At 35.8% G+C, this 25670-nt stretch carries 26 protein-coding genes; all 26 read left to right on the top strand.

From position 1 onward, the window contains the following. Positions 1-157 precede the first annotated feature (157 nt). Positions 158-769, top strand: a complete 612-nt coding sequence (locus EG2_RS11465; protein ID WP_010709817.1) for a hypothetical protein — start codon at positions 158-160, stop codon at positions 767-769. Positions 770-784: 15 nt separating this feature from the next. Further along, the gene (locus tag EG2_RS11460) at positions 785-1657 is read left to right on the top strand and encodes an LPXTG cell wall anchor domain-containing protein (RefSeq protein ID WP_010709816.1); all 873 of its coding nucleotides are present in this window, start codon (positions 785-787) and stop codon (positions 1655-1657) included. Between the two features lie 383 nt (positions 1658-2040). Then, positions 2041-4236: a DNA topoisomerase 3 gene (locus tag EG2_RS11455; protein WP_060814849.1), complete on the top strand. Its 2196-nt coding sequence runs from the start codon at positions 2041-2043 to the stop codon at positions 4234-4236. Between the two features lie 3 nt (positions 4237-4239). After that, positions 4240-4608, top strand: a complete 369-nt coding sequence (locus tag EG2_RS11450; protein WP_010709814.1) for a hypothetical protein — start codon at positions 4240-4242, stop codon at positions 4606-4608. Then, on the top strand, positions 4609-4899 hold the full coding sequence (locus tag EG2_RS11445; RefSeq protein WP_010709813.1) for a hypothetical protein: 291 nt from the start codon (positions 4609-4611) through the stop codon (positions 4897-4899). It abuts the gene before it with no gap. A 257-nt stretch (positions 4900-5156) separates the two neighbouring features. After that, positions 5157-7181, top strand: a complete 2025-nt coding sequence (gene mobQ, locus EG2_RS11440; protein WP_071870198.1) for a MobQ family relaxase — start codon at positions 5157-5159, stop codon at positions 7179-7181. A gap of 25 nt (positions 7182-7206) precedes the next feature. Then, positions 7207-7557 carry a CagC family type IV secretion system protein gene (locus EG2_RS11435; RefSeq protein ID WP_010709811.1) on the top strand — a complete coding sequence of 117 codons (351 nt, stop codon included), beginning with the start codon at positions 7207-7209 and terminating at the stop codon, positions 7555-7557. 15 nt (positions 7558-7572) lie between these two features. Next, complete coding sequence (locus tag EG2_RS11430) at positions 7573-7968, top strand: hypothetical protein (RefSeq protein WP_010709810.1); 396 nt, start codon at positions 7573-7575, stop codon at positions 7966-7968. Positions 7969-7971: 3 nt separating this feature from the next. Next, on the top strand, positions 7972-8352 hold the full coding sequence (locus EG2_RS18875) for a hypothetical protein (RefSeq protein ID WP_115241618.1): 381 nt from the start codon (positions 7972-7974) through the stop codon (positions 8350-8352). 11 nt (positions 8353-8363) lie between these two features. Next, complete coding sequence (locus tag EG2_RS18870) at positions 8364-8603, top strand: hypothetical protein (RefSeq protein WP_115241617.1); 240 nt, start codon at positions 8364-8366, stop codon at positions 8601-8603. A 23-nt stretch (positions 8604-8626) separates the two neighbouring features. Continuing rightward, entirely contained in the window at positions 8627-10594 is a 1968-nt protein-coding gene (locus tag EG2_RS11420) for a VirB4 family type IV secretion system protein (protein WP_060814848.1), read from the top strand. Positions 10595-10606: 12 nt separating this feature from the next. Then, a complete protein-coding gene (locus EG2_RS11415; protein WP_060814847.1) occupies positions 10607-11935 on the top strand; it encodes a hypothetical protein in 1329 nt (442 codons plus the stop codon). 115 nt (positions 11936-12050) lie between these two features. After that, positions 12051-12194 carry a hypothetical protein gene (locus EG2_RS18865; protein ID WP_156424238.1) on the top strand — a complete coding sequence of 48 codons (144 nt, stop codon included), beginning with the start codon at positions 12051-12053 and terminating at the stop codon, positions 12192-12194. A 122-nt stretch (positions 12195-12316) separates the two neighbouring features. Further along, the gene (locus EG2_RS11410) at positions 12317-13426 is read left to right on the top strand and encodes a lysozyme family protein (protein WP_060814846.1); all 1110 of its coding nucleotides are present in this window, start codon (positions 12317-12319) and stop codon (positions 13424-13426) included. 5 nt (positions 13427-13431) lie between these two features. Continuing rightward, complete coding sequence (locus tag EG2_RS11405) at positions 13432-13980, top strand: hypothetical protein (protein WP_060814845.1); 549 nt, start codon at positions 13432-13434, stop codon at positions 13978-13980. Further along, the gene (locus EG2_RS11400) at positions 13973-14422 is read left to right on the top strand and encodes a hypothetical protein (RefSeq protein WP_010709801.1); all 450 of its coding nucleotides are present in this window, start codon (positions 13973-13975) and stop codon (positions 14420-14422) included. The genes EG2_RS11405 and EG2_RS11400 overlap by 8 nt, the downstream gene beginning before the upstream one ends. After that, entirely contained in the window at positions 14406-15950 is a 1545-nt protein-coding gene (locus EG2_RS11395) for a VirD4-like conjugal transfer protein, CD1115 family (protein ID WP_060814844.1), read from the top strand. Before EG2_RS11400 ends, EG2_RS11395 begins: the two co-directional genes overlap by 17 nt. 3 nt (positions 15951-15953) lie before the next feature. Further along, on the top strand, positions 15954-16826 hold the full coding sequence (locus EG2_RS11390) for a hypothetical protein (RefSeq protein WP_060814843.1): 873 nt from the start codon (positions 15954-15956) through the stop codon (positions 16824-16826). After that, complete coding sequence (locus EG2_RS11385; protein ID WP_060814842.1) at positions 16826-17752, top strand: conjugal transfer protein TrbL family protein; 927 nt, start codon at positions 16826-16828, stop codon at positions 17750-17752. Before EG2_RS11390 ends, EG2_RS11385 begins: the two co-directional genes overlap by 1 nt. A gap of 14 nt (positions 17753-17766) precedes the next feature. Next, positions 17767-18729: a hypothetical protein gene (locus EG2_RS11380; protein WP_060814841.1), complete on the top strand. Its 963-nt coding sequence runs from the start codon at positions 17767-17769 to the stop codon at positions 18727-18729. 214 nt (positions 18730-18943) lie between these two features. Continuing rightward, positions 18944-19408, top strand: coding sequence for a hypothetical protein (locus EG2_RS11375; protein WP_060814840.1), 465 nt, complete (start codon positions 18944-18946; stop codon positions 19406-19408). Positions 19409-19653: 245 nt separating this feature from the next. Next, positions 19654-22701, top strand: a complete 3048-nt coding sequence (locus EG2_RS11370) for a LysM peptidoglycan-binding domain-containing protein (RefSeq protein WP_060814839.1) — start codon at positions 19654-19656, stop codon at positions 22699-22701. Positions 22702-22704: 3 nt separating this feature from the next. Continuing rightward, positions 22705-23037, top strand: coding sequence for a hypothetical protein (locus EG2_RS11365; protein ID WP_060814838.1), 333 nt, complete (start codon positions 22705-22707; stop codon positions 23035-23037). A gap of 631 nt (positions 23038-23668) precedes the next feature. After that, positions 23669-23881 carry a hypothetical protein gene (locus tag EG2_RS11360; RefSeq protein ID WP_060814837.1) on the top strand — a complete coding sequence of 71 codons (213 nt, stop codon included), beginning with the start codon at positions 23669-23671 and terminating at the stop codon, positions 23879-23881. Positions 23882-23899: 18 nt separating this feature from the next. After that, positions 23900-24412, top strand: a complete 513-nt coding sequence (locus EG2_RS11355; RefSeq protein WP_060814836.1) for a hypothetical protein — start codon at positions 23900-23902, stop codon at positions 24410-24412. A gap of 561 nt (positions 24413-24973) precedes the next feature. Beyond that, on the top strand, positions 24974-25219 hold the full coding sequence (locus EG2_RS11345; protein ID WP_060814834.1) for a DUF1871 family protein: 246 nt from the start codon (positions 24974-24976) through the stop codon (positions 25217-25219). Positions 25220-25670 lie beyond the last annotated feature (451 nt).

The raw sequence follows: 25670 nt of genomic DNA, 5'->3' as shown, positions 1-25670 counted from the left end.
TTCATTGATTTATGGAAATAAGCTGTATTTTGCGATTTCAGGCGTTTTAAGTGATCGATGAAGAATCAGTCAAAAATGTTTTTAAAGTCTCGGATAACGCGATTTCGAGGTTATTTTTTGATAAAACGCAATTTTTAGAAAGAGAGGAGGACGTGTATTGACCTACTATGATTTTATCATGAATTCTTTGAAATCAAAGATCAATATATTGTCTGTCAGTATCAATCGACGTCAAGAACAGCTGAAAAAGGTGAAACGATTTAGTCGTTTGGGGCTACAAGAAAGACGTACGTTGCGTCAAGATAAAAAAGAATTTTCCAAATCACTAGCTCGGTATAAAGAATTAAGAATTGGAAATCCCAAAGTAACCGATAGATATTTTGATAACCAGACAGAACAAAGACGAGCTATTCAAGAAACATATAAAGGGCTAAGTGAACGAGAAGCAGAGTTGTTTCAAAAAATTAATCAATATCAACCGTTTCTTCCCGATCTCAATCGAAGTGACGAAGCAGTTGTCTTTGCTAGAGAGCTTGATTATCAAATCGGAAAATCAATAATTGGCTCAGAAGAAAACAAGCAGTTAAAATCGTTATTCACAAAAATTGAGCTTTCCTTTGGAAAAGAGATAATGAATGATCCGAATAATGCACATTTGAAGAAGTTATCGCTATCACTCAACGAACCAAATAGGCAACCTACTCAATCACAAGAAACACCTAAAATACAATCAGCACCACAACGTTCAATAAAAATGCCATCAATGTAAAGGAGAAGAGAAATAATGAAGAAATTTATATTAAGTAGTTTGTTTAGTGCAACTTTATTAGTAGGAGGTGTGTCTCACACTGCTTTTGCGGAGGAAAATTTACCTAGTAATCCTACGACCCCACCAAGTGAAGAAGTGATTCTACCGTTTACTGAAGACAGTACAACCCCAAGTGATCCAGTTCTTCCACCAGAACCAGGAGATAGTGGAACTGAAGGTGGTGATACAGGTATAACAACGCTACCGGAACCAGGAGATAGTGGAATTGAAGGAGGCAATACAGATACAACAATGTCACCAGAACCAGGAGATAGTGGAACTGGAAGCAGTGATACAGGTACAACCCCACCGCTAGAAACAGGTGGTAGTGGTAACACTGGCGATAGTGAGCCAAGCCAAGCAACGCCACCAAATACAGAGAATAGTAATGCAGGTAGTAGTGATACCAATAAACCAACTCCACCAAGTTCAGAAAATACCGACACTGGACATACAGGAACGACTCCACCTACAACTCATGTGGGAGTAAATTCAGACGGGACGATCAATTCATCGGGAAATGGAGCACAAATGACTCCTATTCAAACGAATGATGTGAATGAATTGACACACATTCCAACAGCTTCTACGCCAGTTGAAACCGATACGGGAGAAAAAATCGTTTCCGTTGTAGACGGTGTGGCATACAAACAAGCAAATGATGGGACGTTGACGCCTATAACGGCAGAAGTGAAGCAATTACCTAGTGGAAATATTACAGTCAAAGGATCAGATGGCCAATTAAAAGTTCTACCAAAAACAGGAACAAAACAAACAGTTATGATGACGGTATTAGGTAGTCTTCTCACGTTAGGTTCAGCTTTTGTTTGGTGGAAAAAACGAGTATAAGAAAACGATGAGGAGCTTTCTTGATGAAGGAAAGCTCCTATTTTTTTGAATCAAAAATAAAGCCTATTGACTAGCATGACATTATACAGAAAGGAAAAAAATGTATTTAGAAGTAATATTACTGTTATGTAAAGTTTCCAGCGGTGAAAATATAAAGTAGCATGTTGATCGTTTAAATATATCTGAAAAAGAGAATTTGAACAGTTTTTCATTTACACGTATTGGTATTTTGATTAACACTACGCACAATCATTGCATAATTTTGGGGGACAGGGAAAAAGAAACCACTGAACACTCTGATGCGAACGAAGTTTTAATGACTCATTTATGGAAAAAAACAATTAAACATATTGATTTTTATTATGAATAAGGGGGAGATTGTTATGATTACTGTGATTCTGGCAGAGAAGCCAAGTCAAGCCCTTGCATATGCGAGAGCATTTTCTTCGTATACAAAAGAAGACGGCTATTTTCGCGTAAAAGATTCTATCTTCCACGACGAAACTTTTATCACATTTGGTTTTGGACATTTAGTCGAATTAGATTCGCCAGATAAGTACAAGGAAGAATGGAAAAAATGGGCGCTAGAAACGTTGCCAATTTTTCCAGAACGGTATCAATTTAGTGTGCCTGAAGACAAACAAAAACAATTTACCATTGTAGCGGGATTATTACAAAAAGCAAGCACAATCATTATCGCAACAGACAGCGACCGAGAAGGAGAAAATATTGCATGGAGTATCATTCATCATGCGAAAGCTTATACGCCAGATAAAGTTTACAAACGTTTGTGGATCAATAGCTTAGAAAAAGAAGCGATTCGAGACGGCTTTACACATTTAAGAGAAGGAAAAGATTATCTGCCCTATTATGAAGAAGCACAAACACGACAAATCAGTGACTGGTTAGTTGGAATGAACGCAAGTCCTTTGTATAGTTTGTTGCTACAAGAAAAAGGCGTAAGTGGAACATTTTCCTTGGGGAGAGTTCAAACACCCACTCTCTATATGATCTATCAACGTCAATTACAAATCGATCAATTTAAAAAAGAACCATTCTTTGAATTGGAAGGAACTGTGTTACACCCAGAACAATCCTTTAAAGTCACGTTAGAACCTTCTCAGCGCTTTAAAGCGAAAGAGGAGGTTTTTTCTTTTACAAAAGAAAAAAACGTTGTAATTGGCGAACAAGAGGCGACCGTTCAATCTGTCGAAAAAGAAAAAAAGCGTTCTACAAGTCCGGCATTGTTTTCATTAAGTAGTTTACAGTCAAAAGCAAATCAACAGTTTAAAGCCAGTGCCAATGACACGTTAAAAGCAGTTCAGAAATTATATGAAGCGCAGCTATTAACGTATCCAAGAACAGATACTCCTTATATTACAGAAAATGAATTTGATTATTTAAAGAATCATGTGGAGAAGTATTGTTCTTTCTTATCCGTCGACTTGCCATTGACGCAACTCGAACCAAGAAAACGATATGTGAACAATAAAAAAGTACAAGAACACCATGCAATCATTCTAACGAAACAAGTGCCAACGAATGAACAGTTTCAAAATCTATCTTCTTTGGAACAAAATATTTATCTCTTAGTCGCACGAACAACGGTTGCGATGTTTCTTTCGGATTATGAGTATGAAGAAACCATTGTGAAAGTGTCTGTTGGAGAGTTACTGTTTCAAGCAAAAGGTCAAGAGCCAACCGTTCAAGGGTGGAAAGGCATTTTTCAACATAAAAAAGAAGACACAAAGACAGACACGAAAGAAGAAATTGTCATTCAGACCAAACTCCCAAAGATAGTCTCTAATGAAACAGTCACGCTTTCTATTAGCGTAGTAGAAAAGGAAACAATCCCACCTAAACCATATACCGAAGGTACATTGATTACGGCTATGAAGACTGCGGGGAAGACTGTTGCCGATGAGAACGAACAAGAAATTTTAAAAGAAGTGGAAGGAATCGGAACAGAAGCCACACGAGCGTCAATTATCGAGGCACTAAAGAGCAAAAGGTATATCGAATTACGGAAGAATAAACTTTTTATGACGACTAAAGGAAAGGTTCTTTGTCAGGCGGTGTCTGGTGAGAAGCTGTTTACGAGTGCGGAAATGACAGCAAAATGGGAAGAGCAGCTGAAACGAATTGGCCAAAGAGAAGTAACGCAAGAACACTTTTTAACGAACATTAAAAAGTTTCTCGTTCACTTGATCGAAGAAGTTCCTTCTTTTGTTTCTGAATTGGATCTAACGACCTATCAAGAAGAACATTCAGAAGAACAAAAAGCAGTGAACGTTGGTTCTTGTCCGAAGTGCGAAGGTGTTTTGATTGAACGAAAAGATTTTTATGGGTGTTCCAATTATCCAACCTGTCGTTATACTTTAACAAATAATTTCCGACATAAGAAGTTAACGAAGAAAAATATTCAAGAGTTAATCGCAGGAAAAGAAACTATTGTCACAGGAATTAAAACAAAAGAAAAGAAAACGTATGACGCGATCGTTTGTCAGAACGGAAACGGCTATCTTGAGTTTGTTTCATTTGCACAAACAAAAAAGAAATCAACAAAGAAAGGAAAGTAACAAATGAATCAAAAAGAAACGAATCATGAGAATATCTATCGAAACAATCAAACAATTGATCATGAAAAACATCAGGCACAAGTTCAAAATATAACAGAAGAACCAGTTAACGTGAAGGAGTCAGAAAAGAAAAAGAAAACACCGCGCAAAAAAACTGTCCATGACTTAGACGCAGAGATTGAAGCATTAAAACGACGTCGAGAAAATCTGTACAAGAAACAAATTATGGATTTAGGGAAACAGGTGTTAGCGATTTTGGAACGAAACGATATTTCATTTTTGGAAATCAGTGAAGAATCAGAATTGTTTTTCTCAGAATTAGAAGAATTAATTGAGCAAAACAAAGAAAATCTAAAAGCGATTGTTAGTTAAATGAAAAAACGTTATGAAAATATTTTGCTTTTAGAAGAACAGATTCAAAAGCTAAAGATCCAGCAACAATTACTCAAAAATCAGTCGATTGAATCCATGGAACGTAAGAAACGAACGCATCGTTTGATTCAAAAAGGCGCTTTGTTAGAAAAATATTTTGACCTTTCCCATTTGAGTGTAGAAGAAACAGAAAAAGTGTTAAAGATTTTTTCTTCTTATGTGCGAGGGAATCTTCCTCAACGCTTTCAGAAAGAAAAAGGGGGAGAAAAAATACGAAATGAGGGGAAATGAAATAAACAATGAACGGTTTTTATCAAAATTTTTCCCCTATTTCAAACAAAAACGAAAATCGAGGTCCCCTTGGAAATCACTAGTGCGCACTTATACGCACCAAACAGAGTTTTGGTTCGTCGTGCTACGCCGATGAAGTTCATCGGTGTCGTCAGGCGTGTGGAAAAATTCGCTACGCTCATGTTTAATTCAAATAAAAAATGAGTGTTTCTGTACTAAATAGAAAATTCAAAAATGAAAAAAGAAGGAGGGAGAAAGTGGCAATCTATCACTTTTCAATGCAAGTCGCTAAAAGAGAAAATGGAAAACGAAGTTTGATTGCGATGGCAGCTTACCGAAGTGGTGAACGATTGTATAGTGAGTTGTACCAAAAAGAAAACTATTACGGTCATCGTTTGGTAAAACCAGACGCATTCATTTTAAAACCAGATTACGTCCCCTCAGAATTTAGCAATCGAGAATATTTGTGGAATAAAATGGAGTTGGCTGAAACTTCTTCTAATGCGCAACTATGTCGAGAAGTGAATATTGCATTGCCTGTTGAACTTTCCAATGAGGATCAAAAAGAATTAGTGACGAAATATGTTCAAAAGATGTTTGTGTCGAAAGGAATGATCGCAGACGTTGCGATTCATCGTGACGATTCTAATAATCCACATGCCCATATCATGTTAACGATGCGTAAAGTAGACGAAAAAGGACAAATCTCAAATAAACAAAAACGGATTCCTGTTTTAGACGAACATGGCAAACAAGTTTACAACGAAAAAGGTCACCGAAAAACCGTATCAATCAAAACGACAGATTGGGACAAGAAAGAATTATTATTAGAAGCAAGAAAAGAATGGGCAAACATGACAAACAAATTGTTGCGTGAACGTGGAATTGATGAACAAATCACAGAGAAGTCGCATAAAGAACTTGGCAAAAAAGAATTGCCGACGGTTCATGAAGGCGTTCGTTCTCGACAATTAGAAGAACGAGGAATTATCACGAATCAAGTTCAACATAATCAAATGGTTCGGGAACACAATCAATCTGTTCAAAAGTTGAACGACTTGGAAGAGAAGAAAGAACTTCTAATTGAACAGGAACAACAACCAACCAAACAATTTTATAACCAAACTTTTTCACCAATGGAGAAAAAGGAACTCAGAGCGTTAGCCAAAGAGCTACGCTTTTTTGTTTCCAGTGAAAACCTAGAGAAACGTTTGGATGAATTGAAACGTTGGGAGAACTCACTTCTATTTGGAAATAAAAAAGATATTCAAACACAACGTCTCCAACTTTCGAGAATCTCAGATGAACGAGAAAAGATCCAACAAGCGGAATCAATTTTAACGAAACAAGCAGTGCGGTTTTGTCAAAAGCATTATCCAGAAATTCAGACGGAGGACTATTCGTCGAAAGCATTACAAGCAATTGTGACTGAGACGATCGATCAAAAAGAATTATTAAGCAAAGAAGATATTAAACAACTTACTGAAACAGAGTCGTTGGTCGAACAAGTAAAAGATTATCAGATTTTTAAAGACCAACCGTTTCAAACGACACGTTTCTTAGAAGAGAAGATTCAAACTCTCATGGATCAGATGAACGAGCTAACAACTTCTGTTGAAGAAAAAGAAACGCTTCAGATAAAAATCGAGCAGTTAGAAGCAATGAAAGCCAATTTAAACCAATACGTGAACGATGAGTTGAAGGAGTTAGGAATCAACTTAGATTCAACCACCATGCAAGGTGAAATGATTCTTGCGTATCTCAAGTATTACCAAGTAGAAGATCGTTCGATTGAGGTTGTTGATGGACTACCGTTGTCTCCTTACTCAATTGAAGAGAGAAATCAACTATTAGAAGTGTCGAGAGGAAACTTTTCAAACATTCCAGCATGTAAACAACTGAATGACTGTCACGGTGTGTACTTTATTCAAGACTGTATGCAAGATCTTGATTCATTATCGCCATTGGCTCTAGCAAACTTAAAAAGAATGATCGAAACGAATCGCTACCTTGCACCAAAAGACAAGGAATGTTTCATTCAAGATATTGAAGAATTGCGAACGGAACGTATTAATCGTTACCAAGGACAACGAGAAGATCGTCTCAATCATTACCGAGATCAAACGATCCTTTACCGTTTGACGGCTCAGATTCAATCACTTCTTGGCCGACGTGTACCACAAAAGAAACGAAACATGGATCGATGGATTCGAGAAACAAAAAGTAAAGATAAACAACAACGAGAATTACAGGAACGTTATCAAAAACGACCAAAAAGATAAAAGCAGAAATGGAGTGAAACATTCGATGAAGAAATTACAAAGAGGAATCAAAATCATCAAAGAAGGAAAATGGAAATTAGAAGTAGTTGTTTTTAGTTTAGGATGTACGTTTGGCATTCCAGAATTTGTTTATGCGGTTGATCCTCTAGCAAAACTTGTAGAAGCAGGGAATACAATCAAAGCGATTTTAACGGCATTAGTTATGGTCGTTGGGGCAATCGCTGCAACGAAAATCGTGGTGAAGTATTTACCTTACTTAGATGATCCGATGGAAAAGAATAATATGTCCAAAAGTTTAACAACGGTTCTTCTTGTAACAGCAATTGGTGGCGCATTGGTATGGATTGTTCCATGGGCATACGGCTTATTCAAATAAGAAAGGGATGGAATTGTGAATACAGAAGATGTAAGAAATGCTTTGCTCGAACTTCTTCATGAAGATACAGAGAAGGGGAAAACTTGGTTTTTCCCTTCGAATGTAAATGAACATTATCTTTTGCTACTTGGTCTTACCGTCAAAGAAAGTATTCAAGCGATTAGTACAGGTATTGGTAGTTTACTTCTGATGGTATTCCTTTTTAGAAGTGCGAATATTTGGGCATTGTTGCTTTATATTTTTGCGGGAGGAATTGGTTTTTTTAGTGTGTGGGGCTATAAAGTATTTAAACCGATTTCGGATCGCCCAAACATATCTATTTCAGACTATCGAAAAGAACAAAAAGTCTTCCAACAAAAACAAAAAGTTTATTATTGTCGCCCGAATGAACAAGTAAAAGAGAAGGTGTAATGAATGGTATTTGATTTTCTAAAAGGACCAACTGGTGAAAAGACACTACGAACAACGAAAAATCAGCAGCGGTATTTTGAGGATGATTCAAGGATACAAGGTGTATACAAAGATGCATTAGTAGTTTATCAAGTAGAAAAGAAACAATTTTGTTTGATCCAATTACTAAGAGTCGATGGGGTGAATATGGATAGTTTGAGTGTCCATGAACAAGCAGGATTGAATGAAGATTTTGGGACATTTTTATCTCAAAATATTTTGTATGAACCACAAATCACGTCATTAAACAGTCCAATTACGATTCAACCATTTTTGGATCAATGGGAAAAATCAGTTGAAAATTATCGGAAGGCAAGCAATCTAATGAAGCGTTATTACAATTAAAGGCCTCCTACTTGGTAGAGTATCAAAAATTACAGAAAACAATGGAAACCTCTAAAAAGCAACATTATGTGACGTTAAGTGAAAAAATAGTACAACTTTCGCTAGAAGGAATTGAAATCGCTTATGAAAGTTTAAGAGATAAGGTACGAGGTGTACGTTCAGGGCTACAAGGATTTATGGGGAAATTTGATTGCCAGGTAACGATTTGTACGATCCAAGAAACGCGTAATATTTTTCATAAGTATTTTTAGACTATGCGATAGGAAGGGAAAACATGAAAGAACAAAACTTATACATTCCAAGAGAACAATTACAAGATATTTTAGAAATTGATACAGAGATAGTCTCAGATTTTGCGCCATTTATTTTTGAGTTTAATCGAGAGAAAGTGATTTGTGACAATCAGCACAGTAGACCGTATGTAATCACTAAATACAATAACAAACCCAAAGGAAATTGGTTTAGTCGTTTACGGAAATTAAGCGGAGATATTACGCTTTCACATTATTACACGAAAGCAAACGGAAATTCTTTAAATGACTTCTACAATCAAACGATCAAGAATAAACAAGCACAAATTGAACGGACGTATGATCCTGCGACACTTTTAAGATTAAAAAATGAATTACGAATCGCCACAACGCAATTAGAACAAGCGTTAGAAGAAAACACGACGTATTTGTATCTCTACACGTATGCCTTGATTCAAGGGAAAACCGAAGAACGACTCAATGCTTTGTGTGATAAGTTTGAAACCTGTTGTTCGGCAATTGGAATTAAAGCAATCACACCTTATACACGTATTGATGAGGCCTTTTGGAGTTGTTTGCCATTACAAACAAACGAAGTTCCTGAATATACGTATACGATTGCAAATTCAATCAGTGCAAGTAGTATTTTTCCATTCGATGACAATGAATTAAGTGTGTTTACGGAGAATATGATGATTGAAGGTGTTAACAAAGACACAGAAAATATTATTTCCATTGATTACACGAACAAACGAGTTGTCGTTAATCGAAACAAATTTATCTTTGGTTCTTCTGGTGGAGGGAAAACAACCTACATCAATAGTGACTGGATGAAAAAACTCGCGTTTGCGGACAATTCCAAGAAGTTACAACAACGAATGATTCTTTTTGATCCAGAAGACGAACAAGTCGAACGTGTAAAGTTATTTGGTGGCGAAGTGATTCCATTATCCTCAATGAGTGATATAAGAATCAATCCATTTCAGATTTTCTCAAACCAACTGCCAGACAAAGAACGGAGTGCCTTTTCAACGGATGAAGCGTACGATAACTATATAGAGAATTACGAAGGATATGCTTTTGGTCAATCCTTGTCTTTGGAACAAGTGGATCGATTGGTCAATAAAAAATTAAACAGCCTAGTTCCTTATTTGACGTTGATCGATTCGAGATTAACCGATAGTCAACTAAGTATTGTCAAAACAGAAGCCAAAAAGCTATATCAAAAAGTCTATGACATACGTAATTTAGAAAAATTAACGAATGAAGACTTTCCTATTTTTTCTGATCTATACAAGCATTTACATGCATTAAAACAAGAAGATCGTCGTCGATTTGAAAAAATTGAGACATTTGTGGACGCATTGGAAGATTTTGCGATCGGTACACGAACGATTTTTAATGGATATACCAACATTGATTTAAGAAATCCATTGATTTGTTTTTCATTGAGAGATTTACAAACAGAGATAGGTATACGAGACCTTGCGTATCTAAACGCCTTTCAGTATCTATTCGAAGATATCACAAACCATCCAGAAATCAGCACGTGGGTTTATGCAGACGAGTTTCACTTTCTACTGAAAAACGAAGTGAGTGCCGACTTCTTTTTTCAAGCGTACAAACGATTCCGGAAATACAACGCAGCTTGTACTGCTTCGTCGCAACAAATTGCGGATATCTTCCAAGCAGCTAACAATGTCGGAAAAGCGATTATTGGAAATAGTTTTACCAAAATCTTCTTTGGGTTGGAAGAGTCGGAAGCAGAGGAAATTATTCGTGAGTTGCGCTTGCCTCTCACAAGAAAAGAAGTTGCCCATTTGACTGCCAGACGACAAGGAGAAGGCTTGATTTTCCATGGAACCAAGCGAGCCAAGCTTACGGTGAAATTAACACCAGAGGAATTGCGGTTATTGAATCCGGTGCGTTATACCGAGGAATACGAACAACCAGCTACGCAATCTATCAATTGGTTGGCAAGAATTCAATAAGGAGGAATCCGCATGCGTTATCGATTAATCGATCAACTACAAGTTTATTATCAGAAAGAAACGGTCTTGATTCAAATCAATGAAAAAGTATTACCGAAACAAGAGCATATCTTTGATATTGAAGAATCCGTAGACGGCTTTTTAGAAATCGAAGAAATGACCTTTAAAGACAAGAAATTAGAGATACTCTACGCGTGTCCTAACGATTATAGCCCTTTATATCAATACAGGCAGTTTGCGGATTTTTACAAGCTAGAAATCGTTCAAACGATTTTGAACCAACGTCCGACAGAACCAACCTTTTATCACATGGCAAATATTCTAGTAAAAAATACGAAAGATATTTTGTTTATTTACAAAGCAGATCATTACGGCGAATTGCCTTATTCTCGATTGGGAGAGATCGACCAAATCAAAGTGTTTATTTGTAGTTTATTTGGTCAATACTCTTTAGAAAAATATCAGAAGGATATCGAACGAACGGTGAAGAAAGAAAATCATCCATTATTATTACAGGTGATTGAGTGCCATTCAGTTGAAGAAATTGAACAATTGATTCGGGATTCTTTGACGACGGAACAGCGTGTTTACTTTGAAGAGATTCAACGACAAGAATCAAGAGATAAGTTGATGAAACGAACCAATCGTTTGTTCAAATCCTCATTGATCGTTGCAGGAATTTTACTCTATTCTTGTACCACCTTGTTCCTGATCCAAAGCAAAGAAAAAGCTATTAAACAAGTCAAAGAGGAAAATAAGGTTGAAGTTCAATTTTTGAATAAAATCATTGAAGGCGACAGTGAAAATATTGAATCGGATATGAAAAAAATGAATCTATCCAAAGAGAAACAAGTTGGTATTTATATTCAGCTTGGAGAATATGAAAAAGCTTATGAAATCGATAAAAAATCGGATAAGGAAATTACTCAAATGTTATATAAGCAAGGAAAAATCGATCAAATCAACGAACTTTCTCTTGCAGGAAGTGCCTATTTAGAAGACGTTCAAACGATTCTAAATACCAAGGACTTATCTGATTTATTGCCATTGTTGCAAGTAGATACAGATTCGTTCTTGATTGAATTAATTGCGAAAAAAGCCATTGAGCAAGAAGATGCTAGTATCTTAACTACGATACGTACACAATTTCTTGACAATTCTTCTATTACATTGCCTCAAAAATTGGTTTCAACGATCTATGATACGTTGATCCAACTGAATACAGACGAACTTGAAAAAATTTACAGTGATTCTAGTTTGTCTGAAGAACAGAAGAAAACCAAAACAAACGAGTTGTTAAAAGAGAATAATGAATTATTGACAGAAAAAGCAAAGGAATAACAAAAGGAGAAAATCAAACAATGAACAATTTTTTATTGTTATTGCTACTACCGATAGCAACGGTAGTAGTATTTGCAGTAAGTTTCATAACGTAAAAAAAAGAGAACTCCAACTATTGGAAGAATCTAAAAATCATTTAAAAGAAAAACAGAAGCATTCAGAAAAGTTAGAAAAACAACTATCAAATGGATTTTCGCATGTAGAAGACCATCAACTCGATTCATTGACTGACAAACAAAAAGCGATCAAGAGTCGTTAGGCTTTTTAAATCGGCTCAACGATGAAATACAAGAAGAAATCAATCAGTTAACAAAGCAATTGACTCAGAAGCACCAATATTTTCGTGATTAAAAACAGATCATTTCTATAAGGAGGAATCGAATGAATCCTTACGTCGTTAAATTACTCATACAGTATCGAAAACCAATCATACAAGTTGTGATTGGTTTTTTTGTATTCATTATTGTGTCTTTTCTACTGATTTTCAATCGAGAGTCGATTGAAGATGGAGGAATAGCCACAGACACACAAAATTTGAGTGCCGAAGTTTTGAAATATAAACCGTTGGTAGAAAAATACGCCAAACAATATGGTGGGTCAGAATACGTTCCGTATATCTTGGCACTTATGCAAGTTGAATCTGGAGGTCGTGGAGGTGATCCGATGCAGTCCAGTGAAAGTTTAGGCTTACCACCAAACACGATTCAAGACCCTGTTCGCTCAATTGAACAAGGTGTCAAATTTTTTATTCAAAATGTGAAAGGAGCATTAGCTCAAGGAGTTGATTTGCATACAGCACTCCAAGCTTATAATTACGGCGGAGGATTTATTCATTTCGTCAAGGAACGAGGGGGGAAATACACTTTTGAATTGGCAAAGGAATTTTCAAAGAAAATGGCTTCTGGAGTTACTGTGACATATATTAATGCTATTTCAACTTCAATGGGTTATAACTATCGGTATAACTACGGAAATATGTTTTATGTGCCAAATTTATTGCAATATCTCGTCGAGGATAGCGGAGGATCAAGTGTACAAAACAACGGAAACAATACAGGTTCTGTTGTGTTAGAAGTTCCTAGTGAGTACAAGAGCAAGTTGCGTTATCCTAAATACGACGGACACAACTACAATACAAGTGGCAGTTATCCATTTGGACAATGTACTTGGTACGTTTACAATCGCATGGCGCAAATTGGTAAACGTGTCGATGACTTCATGGGAAACGGTGGTGAATGGGGAACAAAAGGGCGTGCATTAGGCTATAAAGTGACCAACACCCCAAAAGTAGGAACGGCAATTTCTTTTCCTCCAGGCTCATTTGGTTCTAGTCCAGTTTATGGTCACGTGGCATTTGTGGAAGTGGTCAATTCGGACGGTACATTATTAATTTCAGAATGTAATGTTGTCAATCCAGGAAGTGGTACGGTTTCCTATCGTGTCGTACCAAAAGGGATCGCGGCTATTGCAAGTTATGTAGAAGGGAAATAAACAAGATGTATGATAAAACTAAAGTATTTTTATTTGTTCTCACACTAATTTTTAGTGTGGGATTTTTTTGTTCGACAGCTTACTTTGTGTACGAAAATAACCAATTAAAAAATAAATTAGCCATTCAAGAAAAGAAAGCAACAACTGCTATGACACAAAAAGGACAATTTGAATCAACGATTGTTTCTTTCTATCGAACCCTCTACACGTATCAAGACAATGCAAAAACAGTTGATTTGGAGAAATTAAATCAATGGACTGATTCAGCTGTATACGCAGAAATAAAAAAAGAAATTGATGTAGCGCAACAAGGAACACCGCAACAAAATATTATTCGCTCGTCGATGATTCAATCCAAAGAGATTGAAATTGTCCCATTTTTAAAATCAGCAGAAAATCGACTGAGCTATCTTGTTTCTGTTCCTGTTCTTCAAAAAATTAATGGAGAAGAAACAAGGTTTACACAAACAGACATTCTTTCATTCGATGTTTACACGAAAAAAATTGTTCAAAGACAAATAATTTCAAGAGAAGGAAGTGAAGCAAATGGATGAGAAAAAAGGACGTTCAAAAATTAAAGGGATTCTTTTTTTCGTATTGTATTTTTTCTTTTTTACCCCACTTGCATTGGTCGGCTATCAATTAACACCTTATATTATTGAGAATAAGTCAATAGATCTATTGGTGCATATTCAACAAACCTTTCAGCAGCCACTCCAGAAAATCAAAGAAATTCCGAACAACAAATATTGGTATGTCTTTGTCATTATGGAGGTCATTGGTTTGTTCATTCTCATTCTTTATTTGAATCCTAAAAGAGAATCAGGATATCAAGTTGTTGGGCGAACAATGCCTATTCATGGAAGTGCTTGTTGGGGAATTGATAAAGAATTAAGATCTCCAAAAAATGTTCATTTTCGAAAGAGTAGCAAGCGTCTCAAAAGAGATTTAGAAAAATCAATGGAATTAGGTGAAAAAAATGCTAAACCTCGCTGAAAAAATTCCCTTTTTTACAAACTATTCTGATGGATTGTTATTGGGGAAAATGCCTAGTGGAAAATATGTCATTCAGCACGAGAAAAGCAAAATTAGTAACCGAAATGTATTCGTGGTTGGTGGTCCAGGTAGTTTTAAAACACAAAGTTACATTTTAACAAATGTCGTAAATAACCGAAAAAGTTCGATTGTAACGACTGATCCCAAAGGGGAAGTTTATGAATTAACGAGTGAGATCAAACGAAAACAAGGCTACAAAGTAATTATGATGAATTTCAAAGATTTAGCCATCAGTTCTTGTTATAATCCATTGGCGTATATTCGTAAGCCAACCGATACCAATATGATTGCGAATGTCATTGTTTCTGCAAAAAATGATCCAAAGAAGAAAGATTTTTGGTTCAATGTCCAACAAAGTCTATTAAATTCGTTGATTCAGTATGTCTATTATGAATTTGAACCTTCCGCCCGCACGATAGAAAGTATTTTGGACTTCTTAGAAGCCTATGATCCACGACATAATGAAGAAGGCGTTTCTGAATTGGATCAGCAGTTTGAACAGCTTCCAGAAGGACACCCAGCCAAGCGGAGCTATCGACTTGGCTTTCAAAAGGCAGAAAGCGAAGTTCGTTCGAATATTCTGATTAGTTTGTTGACAACGTTGACGGATTACTTAGACGCAGATGTAGCAAGAATGACAAGCAGAAATGACTTCTTGTTTGAGGAACTAGGAAAAGAAAAAATCGCGTTATATGTTTTGATTTCGCCATTAGATCGTACTTGGGACGGTTTGGTCAATCTATTCTTTCAACAAATGTTCAATGAACTTTTCCGATTCGGAGATCTACACCATGCAAAGCTACCGAATCCGTTGGTTCTATTGTTAGATGAGCTTGTTAATTTAGGTTATTTTCCAACATATGAAAACTTTTTGGCGACTTGTCGAGGGTATGGGATTTCTGTTAGTACTATTTTACAATCGATTCCGCAGTTGGTAAAATTATATGGCAAGGAAACTGCCGAAGCGATTATCGGTAATCATGCGATACGGATATGTTTAGGAGGGGTTGAAAAGGAAACTGCACGTTATTTTTCAGAACTATTAGGAAAAACGACCGTGAAAATCCATACCCAAGGAACCAGCCGGAATCTTCCTACTGCTTCTGCCCAACACCGAAGCAGTACACGGTCAGACAATTTTAATTTTGCAGGAAGAGATCTAATGACAGAAGGCGAAATTATCAATCTGCAAAATTTAGACGGTGGGCGTCGTAGTATTGTTGTGATTCAAGGAAAACCATTTTTGATGTTTAAAGTTCCTCAATTCGAAGTATATGGGGATCTATTGTCTGCTTATCGTGTGTCACAACAAGATTATCGGCCGATTCAAACACCAGGAGCGAAAGCGTATCAGAAATACTTGGATCGACAATACATGCAAGCGCGAGAAGTGCTAATTCAACATAGTCAACAAATCAAAACAATGACTGACGAATTAGAAAAAGAATTAAGGAAAGAAGGCGAGTAAGCGGTGAAAATTTTTGATCGTCGTGTAGAGAAAGAATTAGAAGAGAAGGGAATCCAACCAACAGAAGCGGTGAAGAAATTGGAACATAGCCGACAAGTCTTACATGTCGTGATTGGTGTTCTAGCAACATTCGTTTTGGCTCTGGGAGCAGGATTGCTTTATTTTCACAATAAAAATCAACCACAAGCTTCCTCTACCGTGGTTTCTTCTACGAAAGAAGAAACCAATCAACAAGAAAAAACAACTGAAACTACTGTTGATATGGGAGCAGATCATTTATTAAAGTTAAGTGCCAAAGAACGAGCAGATGAAGCTACAGCAGCATTTAAAAACTGGTACACTTCGTTTAAAAATGATACGCCAATTCTAGAAATCAATGAAGAATTGTTAGAAAATCCCAGTGGTACAAGTCCGTATGACTTACAAGAAAAATTAGTTACGAACATGAAAGACAAGTTTGGCACGTTATTATCAGATAGCTATTACAGTTCTTTAAGTCAGGCATTAAATGCGAATCCATTAACCATTGATCCAGAAAAAGGATTGACGTGGACGTATGAAGGTGATGATGAAAATTGGTTAATCACTTGGTTGTTTGATACAGAGAAAGAAAATAAGAATACTAAAATTGTATTGTGCAATGATTTTCCTTATGGATGGTCTGATTGGAGAGGTAAATGGCAACATGATGAAAAATTAGGTAGTCTATTAACATCAATTGATTGGGATAACGATATTTCTTATGAAGTGATTAGTGTTTTAACTTCAAACGATGAAAAACACATTGAAAATATAGGGGGAGTGTTCGTAGTAATGCAATATAACGAAAAACTTGGCTTCTGGCAAATGACTGGTACGATGGGAGGAACTAAGTAATGGATTTTGGACAAGCGATTAAAGATGCAGCAAATGCAACGGTTGATAAAATAGGTGATATCGTCAATGGGGTGAAGGAAAGCGTCGATGCGGCTCTTCACCCCATTGACACGTTATTAGGCAGTTGGGGAACAGATTTATTAGAAGGGGCATTGAATCTTGCCAATAAAGTAACGTTCGATATTCCAAATATTTCAGTAATTTCTACGATTACCAATGTATTTACCGTGACAACGACCACTTTTGCGATTTGCATTGTGTTATACAAAGTTATCGAGGCACAGATACAAGCCTCTAATGGAAGCGGAGAAGCCCTAGCCGCAAAAGTAGTAGAACGAATCATTTATTCTGCCATTGGATTAGCCATTCTTCCTTGGGTGTTGAAATTTTTTATTACTAAAATCGTCACGCCATTAGGAGAATACGTCATTCAAGATGTAATTAAAACAATCGATATCGATACACTAGGATCGAAGCTGACTAACACGATCATTTCAGGATTTTTTTCTGGAGGCCAGTTGCCAGCAGTGATCCTTTTTATTTTGTTTGTCTTTTTTGCGTATTCCATTGCGAAATACTTTGTTTCAATCTGCGTATTCTACGCAGATTTTTTAGTATTGACGATGTTAACGCCTTTTGTCGCATTGTCCTTACTGACTGACGAACAAAATTATTTTTCGATTTGGATCAAAGAATTGTTATCGCAAACGTTAACGATGTTGGTCAAACTGATTTTATATGGCGTGCTTTTGTATTTGTTATTGGGCGAAAAGATTTCGATAGGAAATTTCATGGTCATGATTGGTTGTGCATTGTTGTTAATAAAAACACCGAGTGCGTTACAAAATATGTGGTATTCAACAAGAGTTCGTCAAGGTGGCGGTATGGGTATGATGCACATGGCGATGAATTTATTTAGAAAATAAGAAAGGTGAAGGGCATGTTTTATTTTACGTTATTATTATTAGAACCAAAACAAGACCAGGAAAAAATCTCTCGTGAAAAGATATCCATCGATGAATTGAAACAGTTCTCTAAGTATTTAGAAGAACAAACAACAAAAGGAATACCGGTTAAAGCAAGGATTAGTATTTACGAGGAAGAAACAAAAAAAGGTTCAATTGCTTTGAGTACCAATCGAGATGGGACAGATGTTCTAGAGATTTTGTTAGCAAGGGTTTCTCAACCAGAAATTTTACGTTATTTGGCTGAAAATCGAGGAGAAAGAACGAAACAATCGATTTCTCAGCAAGAAGTCCAAGAATCAGAAGAGCCTCAATCAAGTGTGCAAGAAAGACAAGAAATATCTGAAACATCTACTTTGTTGGAACAAGAACCTGCGGTTCTGGAAGAAAAACTGCAACGAAGAATAAAAAAAGAACAATCCTTTGCCATATCGATGCCTTCTGAAATACAGATGGATGCAACACCTGTCAAAACAAAAAAGAAAAGCAATGTTATCTTATATGGCTTTTTGATTTTTTTATTTATGATGAATAGCTTTCTTTTTTGGAAACAGGGAACACTAACCAATCGTGTAGAAGTATCCTATAATTATGCGAAAAATCAACTGGCAATAATAGAAAAACAACCAACGATCGATACTACCAGTCGTTTTTTCCTTGCAAGCTATTTTAGTGAAGTAGGAGAAGTTCAATACAAAGAAGGATTGAAAAAATTTGTTGGAATATCGATGGAAAATTGGGATCGTCCATCAGGAAAGTTGAATAGTTTATTTTTGTACAAAATCAGACAAGAGAAAAAACAAACCAAGGTGAGTTATCTCTTGACGATACAAGAAGAACAAACCACTCAGTTGAAAAAAATTGCTTTTTCTGTGGAAATAAAGGAGGGCCAAGTTCTAGTCGTTTCTCAGCCTAAAATAGAAGAGTTTTCTTGGTAAGCGATTCGTTTCTTGAATCGCTTTTTTGTCAATGAAATAGTTTTAGTCTACTTTACTATTGGTCATTTGAAATATATAAAAAATATGCAGAGTATGAGTGTGTAATTACTTGCTATACTAATTTTTAGACTGTATCTAAGCCCGCTAAAGCGGGTTATTTTTGTTCTTAGATTACTATTTGTTTTTACTAACTAATTGGAGGGAGAATCATTTGATGAAAAAGTTTTTTAAGATAGCGCTGGTTTGTCTCATTGTTATAGGTAGCGGAATACTCATAAAAAATTCGTTTTCGGAAAAAGAAAATAGGTCTGAAACGGAGACAAGTGTTGAAGCTGTCGTTCATCCTGAATTATTTTTTGAGACGGAAGTTCTTGATACAAAGAAACCTGAGACAATTCCTTCGGAAAACGAGCTCTATCAAGGAGATCTTTCATTTGAATATGCGGATCCGGAAAAGCCGTATGTGCTAACGATTCGGTTTATAGATAAAGCGAATCATGAATATGTAGGGCCTGATAAAAAGCCATTGAAAAGAGAGAAAGAATTGATTCTAGGAAAAGCTAAAGGTGTCGTACACGTAGTTGTAAAAGCCAATAGATCGATGTTAACCCATATTCAGAAGTTAAAAAATATTCAAGTGTCCATGACATTAAATGAGAGAAATGAGAAAACGGAATGACGGAAATCAGACATGTCTTGGGAATATCTGTTCTACTTTTATCGGTTTATTTATTTTGTTCCATCTTTATAGTTGCTTGATCATATTACAAAAATGAAAGGTCATTTTTTTCTTCCCTGTTATTTATCATCATTAAAAATGATGATATTATTTCTTTAAACACCTATTTAAATTTGTTTCTACAATTTTCAGTATGATAATGATCGTTATTTTAATTAGGTGTAAATGAAGAAAGGAAGAAAAATATGTTGAAAAAAGTGTTACGATTTGGGGTATGTATAAGTATATGGTTGGTAACATCTTCCACTTTTGTGCCAAGTATGGTTGCAGTGGCCGATTCGGTGGCGATACAAGAAACGAGCGCATCTGATAGTGAGGGGGAAGAGAAGCTTACAGAACGCTCGGACGATGCATCGGATGGACAAACTGAAAAGGTTGAAGTACAGAAAACAGAAACTACTCAAACGACGGTATCGAGCAGTTCAGATGAATCAAGTGATCTTACCCAGTCTAGCGAAGAAACTGCGCCAGAAGAAGTCGATGAGTTTATCGAAGAGTCTTCGGATCCTCAGGAACAAACGATTTCTCATGAAGAAGAAACGAAGGAAGCAATTGATTCATCAACGATTGATTTTGGAGGAACACGATCTTCTGAATCATTCGGTGAACATACCTTTTCAAGTATTGAGGAACCTAGTGAAAAAATAGCTGAACCAGTCTCTTCAAATGAAGGAGCAGTTGTTTCACGGCGAAGCCGCCGAGATCTTTCTGCGGTTTCTTCAAATCAGCCAGAAGAGGAATCGGTGGTCGCGTTTGATGAAAAAGCCTTTGATGCTGCAATCGATCAATACATTGATCATGCGACAGAAGAGGAATTAGGTTTGGTCATAGAATCAAGCAATGAAAAAGAAATGACCGATGCTTTAGAATATCTTTTGTTAAATCAATTGGATGAGTCTTTTGGTGTGGAAGAACTTGATGAGCTGAAGAAGTTTCTCACTGCCGATGAGATTGAACGACTAGAAAATGAAACGTCGCTAGAGACATTTGAACAACTGCTTACGCAGTACTATAATGAACGAGAGAAAAAACTGGAAGAAGGAACGGCATTTAGTGCCTTCTTTCTGGCAAGTACCGATGAGGAAATCGATCGGATGTTAGAGGCAAAAGATGAACAAGCATTGGAACAAGTGATTTCTGAAATCAGTGCTTCTCGAAATCGTCAAGCAAGCGGATCACGAAAAAAACGTGCGTTACCTCTAGCCATTCCATTGCTTGTCAAAGGAGCGATGGCGGTGATCGGGGTAGGGTTAATTGGTTATTCAGGTTATCAGACATATACGATGATGGAAGCACGTCGTGCGGAAAAGAAACGAATGGTCGAACGTTGGCGTTATCATGAACAACAAGTACAAAAGCGACATCAAGCCGCACAACAAGCTCGCGCAAAAGCCGTTTCTCGTGCTAAACTACAAGCAGCAGCCCGCGCCAAAGCGCAAGCCACACAACGAGCTCGTGCCCAAGCCGCAGCAAAAGCGAGAAAACAAGCACAAAATTGGGCCAAACAACAAGCCGCCGCTCGAGCTCGCGCACAGGCGGCCGCAAGTGCACGAAGAAAGTCAAATGCGTCCTATGTTCCTCCGGTAACTCGTCCGAAACCAGTGATCAAAGCCCAACCCAAAGCACCTGCCAAACCTGTTGCCAAGCCAGTAACGAAACCAACTTCTCCAGCGAAACCGAAGCCAACGACGACCCCAAAAAATACGATGCATCAAGTACGTGCAGGAGAATCTGTTTGGTCTATTTCGCATAAGTATGGCATCAGTATGAATGACTTCATCAAATGGAACAAAATCAAAAATAATCTGATCCATCCTGGCCAGCAAGTCATCGTCAAACAACCAGCAAGTACATCAAAGCCAGTGTCCAAACCTGCGACAAAATCAAGTACGCCAGCCACTTACAAAGTAAAAGCAGGAGACTCAGTTTGGGGGATCTGTGAGAAGTATGGGTTATCCGTTTCAAAATTTGTCCAATGGAATAAGATCAAAAATAATACCATTCATCCAGGACAAGTGATGCATTTACAAGAACCGAAACCGGCATCAAAACCAGCACCAAAAACTTCTCCTACGACTAACACGACGTATACGGTAAAAGCAGGAGATTCGGTCTGGTTGATCGCTAATATGCATGGGATCAGTATGAATGATCTGGTGAAGTGGAATAAGATCAAGAATAATACGATCCATCCGGGCCAAAAGTTGACAGTCAAACAGCCTGTTTCATCAGGGAAACCAACGACAAAAGTACCCGCTTCTACAAATCCAGTCACCCACAAAGTCTCTTATGGTGAATCTTTATGGCTGATTAGTAGTAAATATGGTGTGACCGTCGATGAATTACGCAAACAGAATGGCATCAAAGGTGATTTGATTCACCCCGGCCAAGTATTAGTCGTCAAAAAAGGTGCGACCAAGAGTCATTCAACTCCTGCAGGAAAAAGCGGAACCAGCTATACCGTAAAAGCAGGGGATTCTGTTTGGTTGATCGCCAATCGATACGGCGTGAGCATGGATGATCTAGTGAAATGGAACAAGATCAAAAATTATACGATCCATCCGGGTCAAGTCTTAACGATTCAAACAATTGTTTCTACACCAGCCAAACCTGCGATCACGACAACACCAAAAGTAGAAGCAAAACCAGCGATTATCACGACACCAAAAGTGGAATCAAAACATGGAGTGACTACCACGCCAAAGGTGGACGAGAAATCAGCAATTACAACAACACCAAAAGTAGAAGAACAACCTGTTATCACAACGGTTCCTAAGACTGAATCAGAAGTATTGGTTGAGAAAGCTAGTGGGGCTGGGAAAACAAGTAAAGAAGTCGAAATAATTGACAAAAATGGTAGTCCTCTTGGCGAATTTGATGAAATTGACCTGAATAAAGGAATTTTCTACGAAGATAAGACTGCAAAAGGTTTAGATGTAGTAAATCCAAGAACTGGATTGCCAACTCAGACACCACAACAATTTGCAGATAAACAAATTTATCAAAAAACTGTAAATAGAATTAAAAATTTAGATATTGCGGAAGCTACCAGACCGACAGTGAATGGTAGTCAATCTATTCCTTCTTTGGAAGAAATAAAAGGTGTAAGAAAGTTTGTATTTAGACTAGATGGAAATAGTGCAGAGTTACAAAGTGCAGTAAATCAAAGTATTGCAAAATTGCAGTCTGAATTTCCAGACTATACATTTGAAGTTATATTTGGAGGGAAGTAAAGTATGTCAATCGGTATTATTATAGATGAACCAAAAAATGAGAAAGAACAACTATTTTTCATTCCGGTTGCAACTGAAGAAGTCTTTTCGAGTTATTGGCTAAAAGCTTCAAATGAATTGCAATTAAGTTGGATCCCTATTTTTGAAACAGGGATATTAATTGAGAAAGAGGATATTCCAGCAATTCTAAGAGAATTAGGACTTGTTAAAGAGTGGATAAAAAAAAATGTTATAGATATAGATACAAAAATCGATTTAGAAAAAAGAATAAACTATATTTTAGAAACATTGCCGAAAGCCTTTGAAAATAAAAACATAAAGCTTTATATAGGATAATAATAAAAAAAGGTACTCTATTACTCAATGGAAATCGATAAAGTAGAGCCTTGAATAGTAAGCGTGAACTCACTAATCAAGTATTAGAAGAGTAGATAATTATGGTAAGAAATATAATTTTGAAGTGATTTATGATAAGTCAACAAACATTATTTATCACTTTAAATATGACAGAAGACCATGGGGCCATTACCAGCAGTCCCCCAATAATAATATTGGAGGAAAACTATAATGACACAAAAAGAGTAACTATATTATTTATTAAATGGTCTAAACCAAGGGGAAATAGAAACTAATAATTTTACAAATCAGTTTATGAAAGTTTTTGATTTAGAAATAGATTATGATGAATTATCGAAAAAAGAATATATACTTTTAGGTAATATTTCTGATATGTCAGTTAGATTTTCTGATAATGTAGAAGATTTAAAATTACCTAATGTATAATATAATGAAAAGCAAATTAAAGATGAAGTATCTCGTGTTTTAAAAGAACTAACGTAAACCATATTAAAAAAGGCAATTTAATACTAGATTGATAATGATTATTAGTAAAATTCTTAAAATAGAAATTGTAAATGAGCATCCATTTTGATTTTTTTATCTTTATTTTATGTATGGAACCAAGCATATGGTAGAATACTCAATTCGAAATCTATCTCATGGTCAAAAATTTACCGAACAACAATTGTTAAGGAGTTTTCAAGGTGCTGTAGAACAAGCTACTTCTACAGGAATAAAATTTGATACTAAAAGAATAATAGGTAATTGGGAATTAATATTTAGCCCAGCTAGAGAACTAGGACAATTACCAGTTATTAAGCATGCTATGTATCTACCTTAATTATGAAAGGGGTAAATTATGAAAATTAAAAGTTATGAAGATAAACTAGTCAAAGATGATATAGAAATTGATTATTATGTACCGATCACAGTAACATTTTCAGAAAATGATGATAAGTATAGTTTGGGAGAATTTTATTATTATAGATTCGTCAATGAACATGAATCATTTATTGAAATTAAAATTAATTGTGTTACACAGAAAATTGTAGAAATAGTATTCACATCCATTAATGATATTGAAAAATCTAGTTGTTTTATTGGAGAGTATGTAAAAAAAAATCCAATAGTCGAAACAGATATTTTTGGTGAAAATTCAATTATAACTATAGAATCTGGTTTGAAAATAGTTAGAGAACAAAAAAAACTATATTTTAAATTGAATGAAGAAAAGATAGATTCTATCGTAAAGATGTCTAACCATGTATCTTTATTTCTAAATGAAAATAGTGAAATTATTGGTCTAGAGTTCTCTAACTTTTCAGATAATGAATGGGTAGAACTTAATAAAAGTATAAATTCTAACGCTTGAATTATTTTTAACTAAAAAAGGTAGGATTTTACCTGATATGAGGTTGATTATTATATTCCTGTATCTACTAAGTTTCCGAAAAATAATTTAATATGGGGGGAGATTTTGTATTATCAACTTCTCAATGATAAGAACTCTTTTATAAAAATATCTATTAACTCAAAGACTAAAAAATAGTAGATATTACATTAACTAGTATGAATGATATCGAAGATAAGGAAATTCACACTCCAATTATTGTTGAAGATGTCCCAGTTATAGATACAAATATAATTTCTGAGAAAAAGCTAATATGTAATAAACAAAATTTTCAAATCTTTAAGTCAGATAAGACATTGTATTTTGTGCTAGGTAAAGAGAATATCAAGACTGCAATAAAAATATGTGAATAGGCAATTTTTTTATAGACAATAATGATAAGATAGTAGGAGCACAGTTTTAGGATTTTCAACAACTGAGTGGAAAAAAATTGAAGCGAGTATACAACACGGGACAAACCCTATTTAAATAAAAAAGAAATAATTGATATAGCCGCAAAATTGTTTAGAAAGTAGAAAAAATATGTATGACAAAGTTGAGAAGATAATCAATGAGTGGGATCCAATTGAATTATTTCCTATGGCACCTAAAGATGAATATAGTCAAGAAATTAAAAAGATTGTTAATATTTTAAAAGATAAATCATCACTAGATAAAGAAAAATTAGCTAATTCATTAAAGATGATTTTTGTAGAATCATTTGGAAAAGATATGTTTTTTAGAGATAATGAGTCTAATATAGCTGAAAAACTATTAAATATAGAATAGATAAAATAAAAAAGGTACTTTATCACAAGATTGGTGATCAAGTAATAAAGTCTTGAATAGTAAGCTCGAACTCAATTATTAAGTGACTAGGAGATAACAAAAACTAGCTGTAGTTAGATTGAAGAAAAATTTAATAGAGTTTTCCAGTCTTTTCGAATATTTATTAGGACACAATAATATCGAATAGGAAATTTGAAATTGTCGAAACGATATTGGTGAGGAAACAATCACTGATATCGTTTTTTCGGGATCAAAAAAAGTAATTAGATATTTCTAAAAAAAGAACTAATCTTGGCTAAGCTAGTAACGAAACCAACTTCTCCAACTAAACCGAAGCCAACGACAACCCCTAAAGTAGAAGCCAAACCAGCGATCACGACGACACCAAAAGTGGAATCAAAACCTGAAGTGACTACCACGCCAAAAGTGGATGAAAAACCAGCGATTAAAA

The organism is Enterococcus gallinarum NBRC 100675, from assembly GCF_001544275.1.
Classification (GTDB): Bacteria; Bacillota; Bacilli; order Lactobacillales; family Enterococcaceae; genus Enterococcus_D; species Enterococcus_D gallinarum.
This window is presented reverse-complemented; position numbering and strand designations above follow the sequence as displayed.